This window comes from Amycolatopsis taiwanensis DSM 45107, from assembly GCF_000519205.1.
GTDB lineage: Bacteria > Actinomycetota > Actinomycetes > Mycobacteriales > Pseudonocardiaceae > Amycolatopsis_E > Amycolatopsis_E taiwanensis.
This window is the reverse complement of sequence record NZ_JAFB01000026.1, coordinates 140,173-155,981: the sequence shown is the minus strand read 5'-3', so window position 1 is coordinate 155,981 and position 15,809 is coordinate 140,173. Positions and strand designations below refer to the sequence as shown.

Here is a 15,809-nt window from a genome sequence, read left to right as displayed (position 1 = left end):
CTTCTACGGCTTCGAGTTATATGAGACCCTCCGCCGCGTCAACGAACATTTAGCGCGGTGGCTCATACGTAAATATAAACGACTGCGCCGCAGCTATCGGAAAGCCTTCGCACTGCTCTACAAGGTCAGTCAGACCTATCCGGGCATGTTCAGGCACTGGCGCTGGGGAGCAAAACCACATCCGATCGGGCAATAGGAGCCGTGTGACGCGAGAGTGTCACGCACGGTTCTCGGAGAGCCGGACGGTGCAATCCCGTCCGGCTACTCACCCCGGCCATTTCGGCGGGTTTGGTGTTGAGGTTGAGCCAGGTGTAGACGTCCATGTAGATGAAGACTTCTGCTTTCGGCCCTACCGTCAGCCCGGAGGTGTCTTTCAGTAGTAACTCGGCGAAGACATCAGCGCGGTGCTGCTCGAGGGTTTTGGTGGTGTCGGTTTTGCGGCGGCGTCGGGCTTCGGCGTCGATCCTGGTGTAGGCGGCGACACCGACCTCGATGGGGAGGTTGGCGCTGAGCTTGACCATGCCCTCGCCTTTCGGGATCAACTCGACCCGCCGCTGGGCACGCCGTCGCTTGCAGCGGTGGGCATAACCGTCCGGGTCGACCTTCGCCACCGCCAGTGCGGTGGATCGCCGCAACCCGGTGGGGTCCTTGCGGTCGATCCGGGTCGCCATGATGGCGTCGACCTCGCGGGCTTGCTCATCGGACAGTGTGGTGGTGGGTTCGTGGATCTTTGATGCTTTGTAGGCGTCGATCTCGCCACGCTGCATGGCTTTCCACGTTTCCGGCAGCCGGGACACCAGTGCCTGAGCCAGCTCGATCTGGTTTTCCGCCATGCGCGGAGACACCGCCAACGCCAACGCCAGCTCACGGGCCACCACACTGCGATCGTCAGCTTTGCCGGCGAACGCGGCGACCGCTTCGTACTGTATGGCCTGCAACCGGTTGATCTCCGACTGCACGGACTGGATACGACACAACAAGCCACGCCGGTCCAACGTCACCGTCGGAAGATCCGGAAACGGGTCAACAAGGTCCGGCTCGTAGCGGAAATACCACCTCACCTCCTCGGACTCAAGGAGGCGCTGAAGTTTCCACTCCACCGACGACTCAGAGTGATCTTGCATACGAACACATTATCGAACGTTCGAACTTGTGGCAAACGTGAACGAACGATAGAAGCACGAAACGAACGAAGGGACCGTTCGTGCTATGAGTTCACGAAAATATGGCTGGTATTCGCTGAAATTGGCGCCAACGCGTCTGATCAAGATGATGTGAGTGCTCCCTTGGTGGCCGAGCTGCCCTGTCGTTGAGGGGATCGGCTTGATGCCGGCCAGCGAGTCGCGACTGCACGTGCGCAGCATCGAAATGCGTCGTCAAAGTCAGCGAGGAACTTGACGTGCCCGCGGTGCTGCCGCGGCCGGACGGCCACGTGGGGTGGGCCGGGTAAGGCCAGCAAGATCTGCTCAGCCAGTTGCCCCGGTGGTTCGGCGCCGCCGTCAGTTGAACGCGCAGACTCGAAAGGGCATGATCAGCTCTTCGTCCACACCGAGCGCCGGTGCAGGTGAAACCCTGCCTTGCGGAGATTGGCCGCACTCACCGAGTCGGGGCGGGCCGTCGCGACGGCCAGGGCACAGCCCGCTTTCGCAGCTGTGCGGAGTCGGTGCTGTAGCAACCGCGACTGCGCGCCACGACGCCGATGCGCAAGCAGAGTCGAGGCGGCTCCGAGCACAGCGATATTGTCATGGATCGTCATGGCCGCGGCCGCGATCGGGGTCTTTCGTTCCACGACAAGGAACCGCCGCATCGTCGGGAACCCATGTTCCGCCCGGATGAACGCGGCGATCACCCCGTCCGCCTGATATCCGGCCAGCAGGACATCCACAAACGTGTTGTTGTCCTCACCGGCATCTACCACATCCCGATCCGCAGTCCCCATAGCCGATGCGGGCCAAGCATCAAGTCGTTTGAGAGCCAGGATGCGATCTCCTGTCCGCACCAACCCAGCGGCCCGCAGCAGCGTTTCTCCTGCCCCGCCAAGGTTTGCCGACACCACCACGTTCGGCTTGACGCCGTTCCAAACGGGCGCGTTCACGAGATCGACCGCCCTGTGCACTCTCTGCCGCGTGACTCCGGACACCGTCGACAGGTAACCCAACGCGGGATCCGTGGCCAGCACCGCCATCAGACCCGCCTCAGCCCATACCCGGAAGCGACCTGGCACACCCGCGTCCGTCGCTGCCTCGCCGGCCAAGCCTGCTCGGCGGTGAAGCGCCCATTCGGCCCTGCTGACATCCCACGACACAGCTCCAGCATGACTGCCCCGGCATCGGTAATCCACTCACCGAGCGAAGCCTTGTGGAGCTACCGTTTCAAGCGCCAGACCGGCAGGTTCGGCATGTTCGCGGGCGTCACCGCCCAAACCATCCGAACATCCGGCGTCCCGGCACTGCGATTAACGTGTGGCCGGTGGCGAACCCGCTACCTGACTGGGAGGTTCTGACATGGCCAGTAAGTTCACCGAGCTTGCGATCGACTGCGCCGATCCCCACGGTCTCGCCCGGTTCTGGTGCTCGGTCCTCGAATACGAGGTGCAAGACGAAGAGGACGGACTTGTCACAATTGGCTCCCCTTTGGTGCCTGAAGGCAAGAGCCGCCGTGGCCCGGTGCCACCGACGTTGACCTTCGCGCGCGTGCCCGAGGGTAAGACCGTCAAGAACAGGCTCCACCTCGACGTTAACCCTACCGACAGGGAACAGGACGAAGAGGTCCGTCGCCTGCTCGACCTGGGTGCCCGACGCGCCGACGTCGGCCAGGGCGGACAGAGCTGGGTCGTACTCGCCGACCCGGAGGGGAACGAGTTCTGCGTCCTTGCGGGCCGCCACCCCTGATCGCCAGGCCGCACACGCCGTTCGGGCAAGTGTGATTTCCGACGTCGCCAGAACATGCCCGTACAGGGCATAATGTGCTGGCGTGCCATGGTCCACAGCGGACCGGCGCGGCTCGGCCGGGGCGCCAGTTGGAGTGCGGGCTGGGAAGGTTGAGTGCGAAGGTCCAACTGATGGCCGAGTCGATGCCGGCACTGCCACGCGAGCAATCCCGCCGGTCCAGGCCGCTCTGGCGTGAGGTTGGCGTCTGGCAACTGCTGACCGTGACGGCGCTCGGGTTCACGAGCTTCTTCCTGACTCTGGGTTCGGTGCCGTTGTGGGCCGTTCGCGGGGGCGCGAGTGACGCGTCAGCCGGCTCGGTGACCGCTGTCATGCTGGGTTTCACGGTAGTGATCCAGACAATGGTGCCGGCGCTTCAGCGCCGCGTCGGCTCCGCGACCCTGCTCGCGCTGGGACTGCTGGCCCTTGGCGCTCCGGCGCCGTTCTACCTGCTCGGCGACCACTTACCTGGCCTGATCGCGGTTTCCGCGATCCGCGGCGTCGGTTTCGGCCTGCTGACGGTCGTCGCGGCCCGGCTCGTCAGTCAAGTCGCTCCGTCCAACCGTCAGGGAAAGGCGGTGGGGCTCTACGGACTGGCCATCGCGGTACCGAATCTCCTTGCGGTGCCGGCAGGTGCGGCGCTGACGTCTTCGAACCACTTCTTCTGGGTCGCCGTGCTCGCGGCCTGCCCGGTGCTGGCCATACCGCTGGTGCGCGTGTTCCGCGGCAGCGATTCGACGGCGGTGTCGTCTGGGGAGTCTGGGAAGGCAAGTCCCCAGACCTCCCGCGCGCCGGCGCGCCATGGCGTGGCCGGTGCCGTGCGAGTAGCGATCGTGCCGTCCGTGGTGCTGCTGGTCGTCACGCTCTCCGGCGGCGGGCTGGTGACGTTCTTGCCGATCGCGCTGTCGGATGGCCAACTTGCCAGCATCACGCTGCTGGTCTTCGGTATCACGGGCACGCTGGGTCGCTGGCAGGCCGGGATGATCAACGACCGGATAGGTATGCGGCTGCTGCTGCCGGCGGCGCTCGTGGCAAGCGCGCTCGGCCTGGCGGCCGTCGCGGCCGCGCTTCCCGGCTCGGGGGATGGCAACGCCGGCACCATCTGGACCGTCGCCATGCTCGCCGGCGCCGCGATCTTCGGCGCCGGCTACGGTGCGACCCAGAACCTCACCCAGATCGCGGTTTTCGCGCGCGCCGGTGAGCGCCACGCCGTGACGGCGAGCGCGGTGTGGAACATATTCTTCGACGCGGGCACGGCAATCGGGTCCTACGGCGTCGGCCTGGTCGCCGCCACCGGCCTGCACCTGACCGGCACGTTCGTGGTGTGCGCGGTGCTGGTCGCCGCCGCGGTGCCGGCCGCGATCGCCGCCGGCACGCGAGGTTAGAACGGGATTTCGGCAGTGGTGCTGGTCCGAGCCACCAGTCGGCCGCGGCGCCAGACGAGGCGGTCGGCCGGTGCGCCGGCCACCGCATCGCCGAGATCCGCCGCGGCTATCGCGACCAGATCGGCCGGAGACCCGATGGCCGGGAAATCGGACGCGTGAGACAGGACCTGGCGTGCGTCGGGCCCCACCATCGTGACGGCGTCGGCCACCGTCTGGTGGCCCGCCGTCACGAGCAGGGACGCGATTTCCAGCGGGTCGCACCGGCCGACCGGGTTGAACGGATCCTGCACGTTGTCCGATCCGGCGGCGACGAGCACACCCGCCGCACGCAGCGGGCTGATCGCCGTCAGGCCGCGCGGCTTCGCCGATTCCTGTTCCCTGCCTTGGAGAAAGAGGTTGGTCATGGGCAGGGTCACGACGGAGACACCGGCCGCCGCGGCGCTTGCGGCGAGTTCGCGGAGCTGCCCGAGCGGTAGGCGACTCAGGGACACGCAGTGGGCCGCGACGATCCGGACGCCGCTTTCGTGCGCTCCGGCCACCACTTGGTCGAAGGTGAGCGAATCGAACGACTCGTCGACGTGCAGGTCCAGCTCACAGCCGCGCTCGGTCGCGACCTGAAGGCAGGTCTGGAACGCGCGCTGTGGATCCTCTTCGAGAAACGGGTTGCCGCCGAGATGGTCGGCTCCGGCGTCGAGCGCGCGGAGCAGGAGCGCGCGATGTGCCGCGGGCCCGCCCGGCGGTACGGCCGCGTGGGCGACGATCTGCAGGTCGACATAGTCGGCGACGCTTGATCGCAGCTCGGCGAGCGCCTCAATGGCACTCACCCCCGACAGCGGACCGGCACCGATCTGGGCACGCACCGCGGTAACGCCCGCAGCGACGAACAGGCCCAGTGCGCGGCGCGCCCGGGCTTGGATGTCGCCTCGTTTCCCGTTCGCCGCCAGGTGCGCGTACGAGGCCATGGCGCCGCCGAGATTTCCCGTGGCGTTGACGACACGGCTGGCGGTGAAGGCCTTGTCGAGGTGAACGTGCGGTTCGGCGAACGCGGGCAGCACGAGCCGTCCGTCCAGCTCTGTAACCGGTTCGCCGGCACGCGGCGACAACGTGCCGACCTCGACCACGACGCCATCACTCACGCGAAAGTCGGCCGCCGTGCCGTCGCTACGGCGGCCTCCGCGCAGCAGCTCGGTCGCCGCCTCGTTCATCCCTTCACACCGCCGCCGGCGATCTGGGTCAGGTAACGCTGCAAAAACGAGAAGATGACCACGACCGGAATGGTCATCAGCACCCCGCCCGCGAGCAGCTGGCCCCAGTCCGTTGTGTACTGACCGATCAGGGAGTTCAGCCCCACGGACAGGGTTCGCCTCTCGTCGCTGTCGATGAAGGTGTTGGCGTACAAGAATTCGTCCCACACCTGGACGATGCAGAACGCACCGGCGGCAGCGGCACCGGGCAGCGCCGGCGGGAGAGCAACCCGCCACAGTGCGGTGAACCGGCTGCAACCGTCGATGAGCGCGGCTTCCTCGATCTCGATCGGCACGGTGAGGAAGTAGTTGCGCATCATCCAGATGCAGAACGGCAGCGCCATCGTCGAGTTGACCAGGATGAGCCCGGTCTGCGAGTTGAGCATGCCCAGGTGCCGCAGGATCTGATACAGCGGCACCGCCATCAGCACGGTCGGAAACATCTGCATGTTCACAATGGACAGCAGGAGCACCCGGTTGCCGACGAACTTGTACCTGGCCAGCGCATAGCCGGCCAGAATGGCGAGCACCAGGGAGATCCCCGTGGTGACAACCGCGATCACCAGGCTGTTGAGCAGGTAAACGGGGAAGTTGCTGCTCTCGAACAGGTTCGAGTAGTTGTCCGTGTAGAGCGTTTGGGGCAGGAAGTCGTTGACGACGCCGTTAAGTTCTTGCGGTTGTTTGAAGCTCGACAGGACCGCGTACAGGAACGGGCCAACGAAGATCACCAGAGCGAGCAGCATGCCGATGTAGATGCCGACGCGGCTCCGGACGCGTGGGGCGGTCAAAGTTTTCTCCCCTTCCGTCCCTCCACCACGAAGAAGTACGACGTGCTGACCACGAACAGTCCGGCGAAGAGCACCACGGCGACCGCCGCCGCCTTGCCGAGATCGAAGTCGGTGAAGGCTATGCGGTAGACGAATGTCGTGAACGTTTCGGTCGCCCCGATCGGCCCACCCTGGGTGAACAGCCAGATGCCGTTGAAGTTGTTCACCGAGTAGCCCAGGGTCAGCAGGCTGGCCAGCGCGAGCGGCATCCGGATACCGGGCAGGATGACGTAGCGCAGCCGCTGCACCGTGCTGGCACCGTCGAGCTTGGCCGCCTCGTGCAGTTCCTCCGGAATCGCCTGCAGCCCGGCGAGCAGGATCACCGCGACGAACGGCGTCCACTTCCACACGCTCAACAGGATCACCACCGGCATCGCGGTGGACTGGTCGGACAGCCACAACGGCGGGTCGTCCATCAGGCCGATGCCGGTCAGCAACTGGTTGATGGGACCAGACGTGGGATCGAGCAGGTATCGCCAGATGACCGCGACGACCACCGACGGGACGATCCAGGGAATGATCACGACACTGCGGAAGAACGCGCGACCGGCCATTTTCTGGTGCATCAGCAGGGCAAGCGCGAGGCCGAGCGTCAACTGCAACACGAGGTTGGCCGCCGCCCACAACAGGGTGTGCCACAGCGCCGAGAAGAAGGCGGGGTCACCGAATACCGCCGCGTAGTTGGCGATGCCGATGAACCGGTCGGCGGCGGGATCGGTGAGCACGCTGTGGTTCAGGCTCGTCCACGCCGCGCTGAGCACGGGGTAGCCGAGAATGCCGGCGAGCACGATCAGCGCGGGCACCAGGTAGAACCATGGCTCCAGGGCACGCCGGCGGTGTCGGCGTGGCCGGGCCGGGGTGGGCGCCGGCGCGGGCGGAACCCGCGCCGGAGACCCCTTGACATGACTGAGAGTCATCAGTTACCCGTCAGTTTTCCGGTCGCCGCCGTCGCCGCGTTGTTGAGCGCGTCGGCCGGGGACGACTTCCCTTGCACCACCGAGTCCCAGGCGTCGGCCATGACGCCCCACTCGATGCTGCCCCACTGAGGCACCGGGGGACGGGGCTGCGCGAAGGCGGCCTGTGACACGAAGACGGAGCGCGCCTGGTCACTGGTGGCGAAGGCCGAACCGGTGACGTCGGTGCGCGCGGGGAGACGCTGGTAACCGTCTTGGAGCACCTTCTCCTGTTCGGCGGAGGTCAGCCAGGACACGAACTTCCAGGCGAGGTCCACGTTCTTCGCCGCCTTGGTGACGCTGACCACGTTGCCGCCCTGCACCGTGGCGGCATTGATCTTCTTGGGCAACGGCGCGACCGCGTACTCCAGCCCGGGGTTGCCCTTCTTCAGCGGCGCGACGGCGAAATCGCCGGCCGCCATCATCGCGACCTGCTCGGTGATGAAGGGCTGCTCGAACTGGTCCCACGAGTCGGTCACGCCGAGGAAGGTCGGCGGCACGACCTTGTCCTTGAGGTGCAGTCCGGAATAGAACTCCCAGGCCTCCTGCCCGGCGGCATCGTTGAAGGTGGCCTTCGTGTAATCCTCGTTCGTCACCTTGCCGCCGTTCTGCCACAGCCAAGGCCAGAACAGGAACGAGCCGTAGCCCTTCGCACCGAGCATGTAGCCGTACTTGTCGCCACCGGTCAGTTCCTTGGCCACCGAGCGCAGTTCGTCCCAGGTGGTCGGCGGGTTTGCGATACCGGCTTTCTCGAACATCTTCTTGTTCCAGAACAGCGCCACATTGGACGTGTCGAACGGCACCCCGTAGGTCACACCCTTGCTCGTCGCCGCGGCGACGTTGCCGGCGAAGAACTGGTCCTTGATCGGCGTCACGCGGTCGGTCAGGTCGACGAGCAACTTGGCGTCACCGAGCTGGGCAACCTGGGAGCTGTCGACGATCACGATGTCCGGTCCGCCACCGCCGGAAAGCGTGGTGGTGATCTTGTTGATCAGGTCGTTCGCGCCGAACCCCTGCACGGTCATGGCGACGTCGTTGGCGGCGCCGAAGTCGTTCCCCGCCTTGGCCAGGGCAGAGCTGTTGTTGGCGGCGAACGAGTTGGATGCCCAGATCGTCAGGCTGCCGTTCTTGCCTGAGCCGCCTGAGCCGCCGCACGCGGCCAAGGCGGCCGCGAGGCCAATACCGCCGGCGCCGGCGAGAACGCCGCGACGGCTCACAGAAACTTGCAGCAGTCCGTTGAGTCCACCTTGGACGAGCGGGCGTTGCTTACGCATGGTTCAGCCTTCCTCACTCATGTCGCGACTTTGCGACAGCCCGGTCTATCACTGCGTTGTGCCCCGATGCGGTTGTGGATGGTCCTCAGCCAGCGTGAAACCGCTGCCAGCTCCAGTCGGAGGGCACTTGTCTGCCACTTCGGACGGCGATGCCACGGGTGGCCTGCCAGGCACGTTCGATGAGTTCGCCGAGATCGGCCCGCACCAGAGCGCCTTCCCGCACGACGGGTTCGCCGGCCACGACCACGTCCCGGACCGCGGCGCCGGAACCCCGGTGCACGAGCGCGTAGGCCGGGTCGGTCAGCGGTGCCAGCATCGCGTTGTCCATGCGGACGGTGATGAGGTCCGCCGGATCACCCGGCCGCAGCCAGCCGGACTTCTCGCCGAGCGCCGCGCAACCGTCGGCGGTGGCCATCCGCAGCGCGGCCTGAGTGTCGAGCGCGCCTGGTCGTCGTGCGGCGCTGCCCTGGACGTACACCGCCTGCCGCATTTCGGCGAACAGGTCCGTCATGCCGTCCACGCCGAGGCACACTCGCACGCCCGCTTCGCGCATCGCCAGCACCGGGGCGACACCCTTCGCCAGCTTGAGGTGGTTGGACGGGCAGTACGCGACGGCGACGGAGTTCTGCGCCAGCAAGTCGATCTCGCGTTCGGAGAGCTGTACACAGTGGACGAGCACGGTGCCGGGCCGGAGGAACCCGATGTCGTGCAGCAGCTCGATCGGTCGTTTCCCGTGCTCGGCCAGGCACTGCTCGACCTCGTCGGTCGACTCCGCCACGTGCGTGTACAACCGCAGACCGGTGCGGTCGGCGGCCGCCACCGCGGCCCGGTAGCCGTCCACCGACGTCTGCCGCAGCGAAACCGGCGCGAGGTAAAGCCGATCCGCGGGTAGCACATCGTCGGCGGCGGACACGGCGCGTGCCAGCTGTGCGTCAATGCTGCTCAGCACTTCGGCCGGCCCCGCGGTCAGCAACCCGTAGGCGACGTGTGCGCGCAGCCCCACGTCGGCGTGTCCGTCCACAATGGCCTGCAGCATGCCATCGCGGTGCAGCGGGTAGACGTGGTCGACCACCCCGACGGTGCCGGAGAGCAGTTGCCGGGCGGACGCGAGCGCGGTCAGCGCACGGTAGTCCGCCGGTGTCGTGACGACGCTGGCTCGCTGACCGGCCTCGATGACGTCGGCCAGCGCGCTCGTGTCGGCCCGCCGCGTGGACGGCAGCATCGAGCGGAGATGGTCGTGCCCGTTCACGAGCCCGGGAAACACCAGGCATCCCCGGGCGTCCAGCTCTTCGGTCGCACCGCCGGAAGGATCGGTGATCACGCCGTCGCGCAGTTCGAGATCGCGCGGCAGTGGCGTGTCAGGGGTGTCATCGGCGGTGACGACTGAGACAACGCTGCCGCCGCGAATCAGCAGGGGGCTCACCACCAACCGTCCTGAGCGGCGGCGAGCAGACCGTCGCGGCCGAGCCCGGCGAGATCCAGGTCGGCGAGCGTCCGGCCGGTCGCCCAGAAGTCGGTACCGGAAGCGATACCGGACAGGTGGATCAGGCTGTCGACGGTCGGCGTGTCGACCCCGACCTCGTCTCCGAGCGAGGCCAGCGTGACCAGCGCGAACGGGACGTCCTCGGTGATGTAGCGGTTGTTCAGCGCGTCGGGCCCGGACGGGAACGTGCTGCCGGCGAAGGCGGAGGACTGCAATGTGGCGTGCAGGGTTTCCCCGCGCTCGGGCGCGAAGCCCTGCTCCACCAGGTAATCGGCGTAGCCGGCCCGATCGCGTAGACCGAGTGCGGCGCGGATCGCGAGCAGTTCGTTGTCGACGCCCTCGATGACCCGCGCGACCCCCGGCGTGGCCCCTTCTCCCCACAACAGGAACCCGCCGGTGCGGCCCTGGACCGCGCCCAGGTTGCAGACGATCGGCGCGACGTGGTCGATCGCGTTGAAGTTGAGGAGCATCGTTTCCCAGACGTTCTCGGCCGGGCTGACCCAGGGCCAGATCTGGCCGACGAGTTCGACCAGATCGTTGCCGGCCGGCAGCCCGGCGACCCGGGTCCCGCCGGACTTGCGCGAGGCGGTGATGAGGCCGGGCGCGCGCACGCGGGCACCGTAGGGCAGGCTGTTCGTTTCCGCGAGCTGCACCTCGCGCCGCCGCTTGGTGCGGCGCATCGCCGCCGCCAGGGTCAGCGCGCCGCCACCCTCACCGACCCACAGCACCGACTGACCGTCCTCGAGTGTGTCGGCGAGCAGTTCGGCGAACGTCTGGTGGCCGAACGCCGGAACCGAGACAACGATGAACGGGTTGTCGCGAACAGCTTGCCGCGGATCGGTCGACGCATGCGCGATCGGCGACTCGATCACCCCGTGCCAGGGGCTTTTGAGCCGGACGACGCCCGTCTCGGCCAGCGCGGTCACATTGGCGGAGAACTGCGGCAAATCGGCGACGGTCACCTTGATGCCGGCCAGCGACAGCTCCATTGCGCAGGACAGGGCACCCGCCCCGGAACCGAGAACAGCGGCGGATTCGGGAACGTTCATCGGATCACTGCTTTCGCCAGTTCGGTGAGGTTGTTCGTGGCGCTGTCCAGGTCGCCGCCGTCGGTGGACAGGATGACCTCGTCGACAGCCAGATCGTCCAATTCGGACAGTCGGTCGGCGAGGTGCGCGGGCGAACCGCCGATCGCGAAGGCGTCCACCATGTCGTCGGTAACGAGTGCGGTCGCCGTGGCTCGGTCGCCCGAACGGACCGCGGCGCGCAGCCGGGCGACCGCGTCGGGGTCGAGACCGTAGATCTCGATCAGCTCATCGGCGTAGGAGCCACCGGCCATGGTGAGGCAACGGCCGCGCAGTGCGTCGACCGCCCGGTCTCGGTCGTTGTCGACCTGCACGTCCAGCATGAGGACGACTTGCGGGCGCCGGCCGGACTCCGCCGCGTCGAGTTGGTCGGTGACGAACCGGATGTGCGCGGCACTCAGCCCGTGCGTGATGACGCCATCGGACACCTCGCCGGCGAGGCGAAGCATCTTCGGCCCACGCGCCGCGAGGTACACCGGCGCGGCCGACGCCTGGAACCGCAGGCCGGCCCCGGTCACTGCGAAGGTGTCGCCTTCGACGGTGGTGGTGCCATTCGCCAGGCTCCGCACGATGTTCACGGTTTCCCGGGTGAGCCCGAGTGGCCGGCGGATGGGGATGCCGAGTTCGCTGCCGAACTCGTAGCCGCCGGCGCCGAGGCCGAGGATGAACCGGCCGTCGCTGACTTCGGTCAGCGACGCCGCCGTGCTGGCCAGCAGCGCCGGATGCCGCAGCAGTGGGCTGGTGACGGCGGTGCCGAGCGTCACCTGGTTCGTCGCCGCGGCCATCAGTGCCAATGCCCCGGTGGCGTCGCGGTGGAAGTAGTGATCGGCGACCCAAACGCCCGAGAAGCCAAGCTCTTCGGCCCGGCGGGCGATCTCGGCCGCCTCGGTCAGCGGCCGGTCGAGCCGTACGGTTACGGATATCTTCATATCTCCTCCGGGATTTGGAAGCCGGCAATGCCGTTGATGCCGTTGAGCGCTTCGACGAGCGCACCGGCGATCGCGGCGTACCGGTAGTCGGCGGTAGCGCGCAGGTCGTCGATCGGAGAGATCTCCTCGCGCAGCACCGCGGCGGCAGTAATGGCCAGTTCCGATGTGGGCAGTTGCCCGGTCAGCACCGCTTCGGTTCGCGGGCAGCGGATCACCGTCGGCGCCACGGCGCCCGCGGCGAGCCGCACGTCCCGTAACCCGCTGTCGGTGGGGGTCCAGGCCCACGCCAGGCTCACCACCGAGATGGCGAGTGCACGGCGGCCGGCGATCTTGCGGAACCCTTCCTGCCGGCCGGGTTCATCGGGCACGTCGATCGTGTGAATCCACTCGCCGCGACGCAGGCAGGTGCGACCCGGCCCGAGGAGGAACTCCTCCACACCCACCCGCCGGCTGCCGGCGCCACTGCGCAGCGTCAGCACCGCACTGGCCGCGACGAGTGGCGGCACGCTGTCCGCGGCCGGCGACGCGTTCGCGAGGTTCCCGCCGAGCGTGGCCCGATTACGGATCTGCGCGGACGCGAAACACCCGATCGCCGCCCGCAACCCCGGTAGCGCACTCCCGAGGCCGAGGCTGATGTCGGTGAGCGGGGCCAGCGCGGAAAGCGTGATCACACCCCCGCCATGCGACACGGCGGGTGGGGCGTCGGACAGACCCGTGAGATCGACGAGCGTGCCGAACTCGCGGCCGTCCCGGCGCTGTACGAGCACGTCGGTGCCGCCGGCAAGCAGGCTGATGTCGCCGTCCAGCGCCGCCAGTTCCGCCGTCGTGCGGGGATTCCGAAATGTCGACTGCTCCTCCGCGGGTACGGCGCTGTGGTCATCTTGATTGCCGCGGCTTGGCACAGGGAGTGGTGTCATCGGTGTGCACTCCGGATCGCGCGGCTGATCGCGCCATAGCCCGTGCAGCGGCACAGGTTCCCTTCCAGCGCGGCACGCATCTGCTCGCCGTCCGGCTCGGGGTGCTCGCTCAGCAAAGCGGTGGCTGACACGACGACGCCCGCGGTGCAGAAACCGCACTGCACGGCCTGGTTGGCCACCAGCGCATCCCGCACCGCCCGGCCGGCCGGGATGGCGCCCACTCCTTCGACCGTGACGATGTCCGCGTCGGCGGCCTGCCCGGCGAGCACGAGGCAGGAGCACACCGGGCGTCCATTCAGGAGCACGGTGCAGCTGCCGCATTCGCCCATCCCGCAGCCTTCTTTGGTGCCGATCAGCCCGAGTTCGTCACGCAGGTAGTCGATCAGCCGTACGTCGGGCTCGGATGGTGGCGTCGTCTCGATGCCGTTGATCTTCATGACGCCCTCCGTGACGCTCGGCGGCGCTCCCGCAGGCCGGTGAGGAGGCGCTCGGGGGTGATCGGCAACCGGTCGGGCCGCACGCCCACCGCATCCGCGATGGCTGCGGCCACAGCGGGGCCCGTCGGCACGATGACCACCTCGGACATCCCCTTCGCGCCCATCGGCCCGGACGGTTCCGAACCCGAGACGAGGTGGGTGCGGATCTCCGGCACATCGCGGATCGTGGGGATCAGGTAGTTCTCCAGGCTGCGGGTCACCGGCCGGCCGTCGGCCATGCGGTAGTCCTCCATGAGTGCGAAACCGAGGCCCTGAACGACCCCGCCTTCGGCCTGACCGATCACCGCACCCGGGTTGATGGCCGTGCCGCAGTCGACGGCGCAGACGACGCCGGCGACGCGGACCTCTCCCGTCAGTTCGTTGACCTCGAGCCGGACCACCTGCGCCGAGGTGCCGTACACCAGGTGCGGCGCGTAGGTGCCGAGCTGCTCCGGATCGATCATCCCGGGGTCCGCGACGTCGGGCAGGGTGAAGGTCGCCTCGAATTCGGCGCGTCCCTCGGCGACGAGCCGCGCCGCGATGCTCCGGAAGTCCGACGCGCCGTACTCGCGCATGACCCGGAGAAGCTGCCCGCACACGGCCTCGACCGCCGCGCCGCCGGCGTAAGTGCTGCGGGAGGCGGCGGTGGCGCCGGATTCGGGCACCAGCTGGGTGTCGCCAACGATGACTTCGATGGCCTCCGGTGAGGTGTTCAGCGCGTCGGCCGCGATCTGCCGGTAGGTGACATCGATCGCCTGCCCGGTGTGGTTCGGCCCCGCCCAGATGCGCACCCGGCCGTCGAGCGAGACGAGCAGGCGAGCGCGGGCGGCATCACCGCGGCCGCTGCCCAGGCCGACTCCCTTCACCGCCATCGCGATGCCGGTGCCGCGCCGCCACGGCGCCACTCCCTGCCGCTGCCACGCGGCCCGCTCGACCCACCATGCGTCGCCGGCGGCGGCCCGTAGCGTCTCCACCGCCCGCAGGCCCGAAGTCACGACATGCCCGTACAGGCCGTGCCGGTCGCCACCGCGGAGCAGATTGCGCATCCGGAGTTCGACCGGGTCGAGGCCCAGCGCCTCGGCCGCCTCGTCGATCGCGGTCTCCAGCGGGAACGCCACCTGCGGCACCCCGTAGCCGCGAAACGCGCCCGCATTGGCGTTGTTGGTGTGCATGACGCGGCCGTCGTAGCGGGCGAGGGCCATCCGGTACGGGCCCACGGACATCTCGGCCGACGTCTTGAGCACGTTGGGTCCCGAGGTGAGGTATGGACCAGTGTCGGCCAGGGCGGTCATGTCAGCGGCCGTGAACCGCCCGTCGGCGCTGACGCCCAGCCGGGCCACCGTTTCGAACGGATGCCGCTTCGGCCCGGCGATCATCGTTTCCTCGCGGCTCATCCGCATGGTGACCGGCTTGTCCGCGATCCGGGCGAGCAGCGCCAGCAGAACCGGCATCGGATCGTCGTTGCGGGCACCGAAGGCGCCACCGACCGGGCCGGCGATGAGCCGGACGTCTTCGAGGTCGATCGCGAGCGCTCGGGCGACCTTCCGCCGGTGCAGGCCGGGGTTCTGCGAGCCGCACCAGATCGTGACCCGCTCGTTCTCCCAAACCGCCACGCCACCGGGAGTTTCGATCGCCACATGTTCCTGCGCGGGCGTCGATACCCTGCGCTCCACCACGAGATCCGACGCGGCGAGGGCGGCTTCCACGTCGCCCGAGGCGAAGGCTATCCGGCCGGCGACGTTGCCGGCCGGATAGAGCTTCGGTGCGTCGGCCGCGAGCGCGGCTTGCGCGTCGGCCACGACCGGCAGCGGCTCGAGATCCACCACGATCGCCGCGGCCGCGCGCCGTGCGGTGCCCTCGTCGACCGCCGCGACCAAGGCGATCGGGTCGCCCACCTGACGAATCGTGGCGTCGGCCAGCACCGGCCCATCGGCCTCGTTCGGGCCGAGTTGATTGAACGGCACGTCGGTTCCCAGCACGACGGCCTGCACACCGGCCATGCTGCGTGCCGCAGTCGTGTCGATGCCGAGGATGCGCGCGTGCGGGACGGTGGAACGCAGTACAGCGCCGTGCAGCATGCCGGCCAGGCGCCGGTCCGTGACGTACTCGAGCTCACCGGCGACGATCGCGCGGGCCTGGTCACTCGGGACGGAACGCCCGACCGACGCGGTCGGTTCGCCCACGGCGAGGTCTGTTGTTGCAGAAGCCCCACTCATTTTCCAGACACCTTCAAGTTCGATCAATCCAACGCGCTGCGACACGGTAACCCGCGAGACTGACTTTTGTACACTCCTCTGACAAATCATGGG

14 protein-coding genes and 1 pseudogene are annotated in these 15,809 nt (G+C 68.0%); 3 read left to right on the top strand and 12 right to left on the bottom strand.

The features are described 5' to 3' along the window. Positions 1–196, top strand: a pseudogene (locus tag A3CU_RS54005) (hypothetical protein); the annotation flags it as partial. Here the strand turns inward: A3CU_RS54005 and A3CU_RS49915 are convergent. After that, on the bottom strand, positions 150–1,001 hold the full coding sequence (locus A3CU_RS49915; protein ID WP_169739667.1) for a DUF222 domain-containing protein: 852 nt from the start codon (positions 999–1,001) through the stop codon (positions 150–152). The pseudogene A3CU_RS54005 and the gene A3CU_RS49915 sit on opposite strands and share 47 nt — an antisense overlap. A gap of 530 nt (positions 1,002–1,531) precedes the next feature. Beyond that, positions 1,532–2,185 (bottom strand): GNAT family N-acetyltransferase, encoded by a 654-nt coding sequence (locus A3CU_RS52545; protein ID WP_156960459.1) that lies wholly within the window; start codon positions 2,183–2,185, stop codon positions 1,532–1,534. Positions 2,186–2,504: 319 nt separating this feature from the next. Here A3CU_RS52545 and A3CU_RS0121270 point away from each other — a divergent pair, with 319 nt between their 5' ends. Together A3CU_RS0121270 and A3CU_RS45910 are read left to right on the top strand one after the other, a co-directional pair. Continuing rightward, positions 2,505–2,891, top strand: coding sequence for a VOC family protein (locus A3CU_RS0121270; protein ID WP_027944010.1), 387 nt, complete (start codon positions 2,505–2,507; stop codon positions 2,889–2,891). 170 nt (positions 2,892–3,061) lie between these two features. Next, on the top strand, positions 3,062–4,312 hold the full coding sequence (locus A3CU_RS45910; RefSeq protein WP_211246478.1) for an MFS transporter: 1,251 nt from the start codon (positions 3,062–3,064) through the stop codon (positions 4,310–4,312). On the opposite strand, the gene A3CU_RS0121260 is transcribed toward A3CU_RS45910, so the two are convergent. The 10 genes from A3CU_RS0121260 to A3CU_RS0121215 form a co-directional block, all read right to left on the bottom strand. Further along, the gene (locus A3CU_RS0121260) at positions 4,309–5,517 is read right to left on the bottom strand and encodes an amidohydrolase family protein (RefSeq protein WP_043841960.1); all 1,209 of its coding nucleotides are present in this window, start codon (positions 5,515–5,517) and stop codon (positions 4,309–4,311) included. The two genes, A3CU_RS45910 and A3CU_RS0121260, sit on opposite strands and share 4 nt — an antisense overlap. Then, positions 5,514–6,344, bottom strand: coding sequence for a carbohydrate ABC transporter permease (locus A3CU_RS0121255; RefSeq protein ID WP_027944008.1), 831 nt, complete (start codon positions 6,342–6,344; stop codon positions 5,514–5,516). Before A3CU_RS0121255 ends, A3CU_RS0121260 begins: the two co-directional genes overlap by 4 nt. Continuing rightward, the gene (locus A3CU_RS45905) at positions 6,341–7,300 is read right to left on the bottom strand and encodes a carbohydrate ABC transporter permease (protein WP_084143512.1); all 960 of its coding nucleotides are present in this window, start codon (positions 7,298–7,300) and stop codon (positions 6,341–6,343) included. Before A3CU_RS45905 ends, A3CU_RS0121255 begins: the two co-directional genes overlap by 4 nt. Next, complete coding sequence (locus A3CU_RS0121245) at positions 7,300–8,610, bottom strand: ABC transporter substrate-binding protein (protein WP_027944007.1); 1,311 nt, start codon at positions 8,608–8,610, stop codon at positions 7,300–7,302. Before A3CU_RS0121245 ends, A3CU_RS45905 begins: the two co-directional genes overlap by 1 nt. A gap of 85 nt (positions 8,611–8,695) precedes the next feature. Beyond that, entirely contained in the window at positions 8,696–10,033 is a 1,338-nt protein-coding gene (locus A3CU_RS49905; protein ID WP_156960458.1) for an amidohydrolase family protein, read from the bottom strand. After that, positions 10,030–11,142, bottom strand: coding sequence for an NAD/NADP octopine/nopaline dehydrogenase family protein (locus A3CU_RS0121235; RefSeq protein WP_027944006.1), 1,113 nt, complete (start codon positions 11,140–11,142; stop codon positions 10,030–10,032). Before A3CU_RS0121235 ends, A3CU_RS49905 begins: the two co-directional genes overlap by 4 nt. Next, on the bottom strand, positions 11,139–12,107 hold the full coding sequence (locus A3CU_RS0121230) for an LLM class flavin-dependent oxidoreductase (protein WP_027944005.1): 969 nt from the start codon (positions 12,105–12,107) through the stop codon (positions 11,139–11,141). Before A3CU_RS0121230 ends, A3CU_RS0121235 begins: the two co-directional genes overlap by 4 nt. Next, on the bottom strand, positions 12,104–13,024 hold the full coding sequence (locus A3CU_RS45895; RefSeq protein WP_084143510.1) for an FAD binding domain-containing protein: 921 nt from the start codon (positions 13,022–13,024) through the stop codon (positions 12,104–12,106). Before A3CU_RS45895 ends, A3CU_RS0121230 begins: the two co-directional genes overlap by 4 nt. Continuing rightward, positions 13,021–13,461, bottom strand: coding sequence for a (2Fe-2S)-binding protein (locus A3CU_RS0121220; RefSeq protein WP_027944004.1), 441 nt, complete (start codon positions 13,459–13,461; stop codon positions 13,021–13,023). The genes A3CU_RS45895 and A3CU_RS0121220 overlap by 4 nt, the downstream gene beginning before the upstream one ends. Continuing rightward, positions 13,458–15,716: a xanthine dehydrogenase family protein molybdopterin-binding subunit gene (locus tag A3CU_RS0121215; protein ID WP_169739666.1), complete on the bottom strand. Its 2,259-nt coding sequence runs from the start codon at positions 15,714–15,716 to the stop codon at positions 13,458–13,460. The genes A3CU_RS0121220 and A3CU_RS0121215 overlap by 4 nt, the downstream gene beginning before the upstream one ends. Positions 15,717–15,809 lie beyond the last annotated feature (93 nt).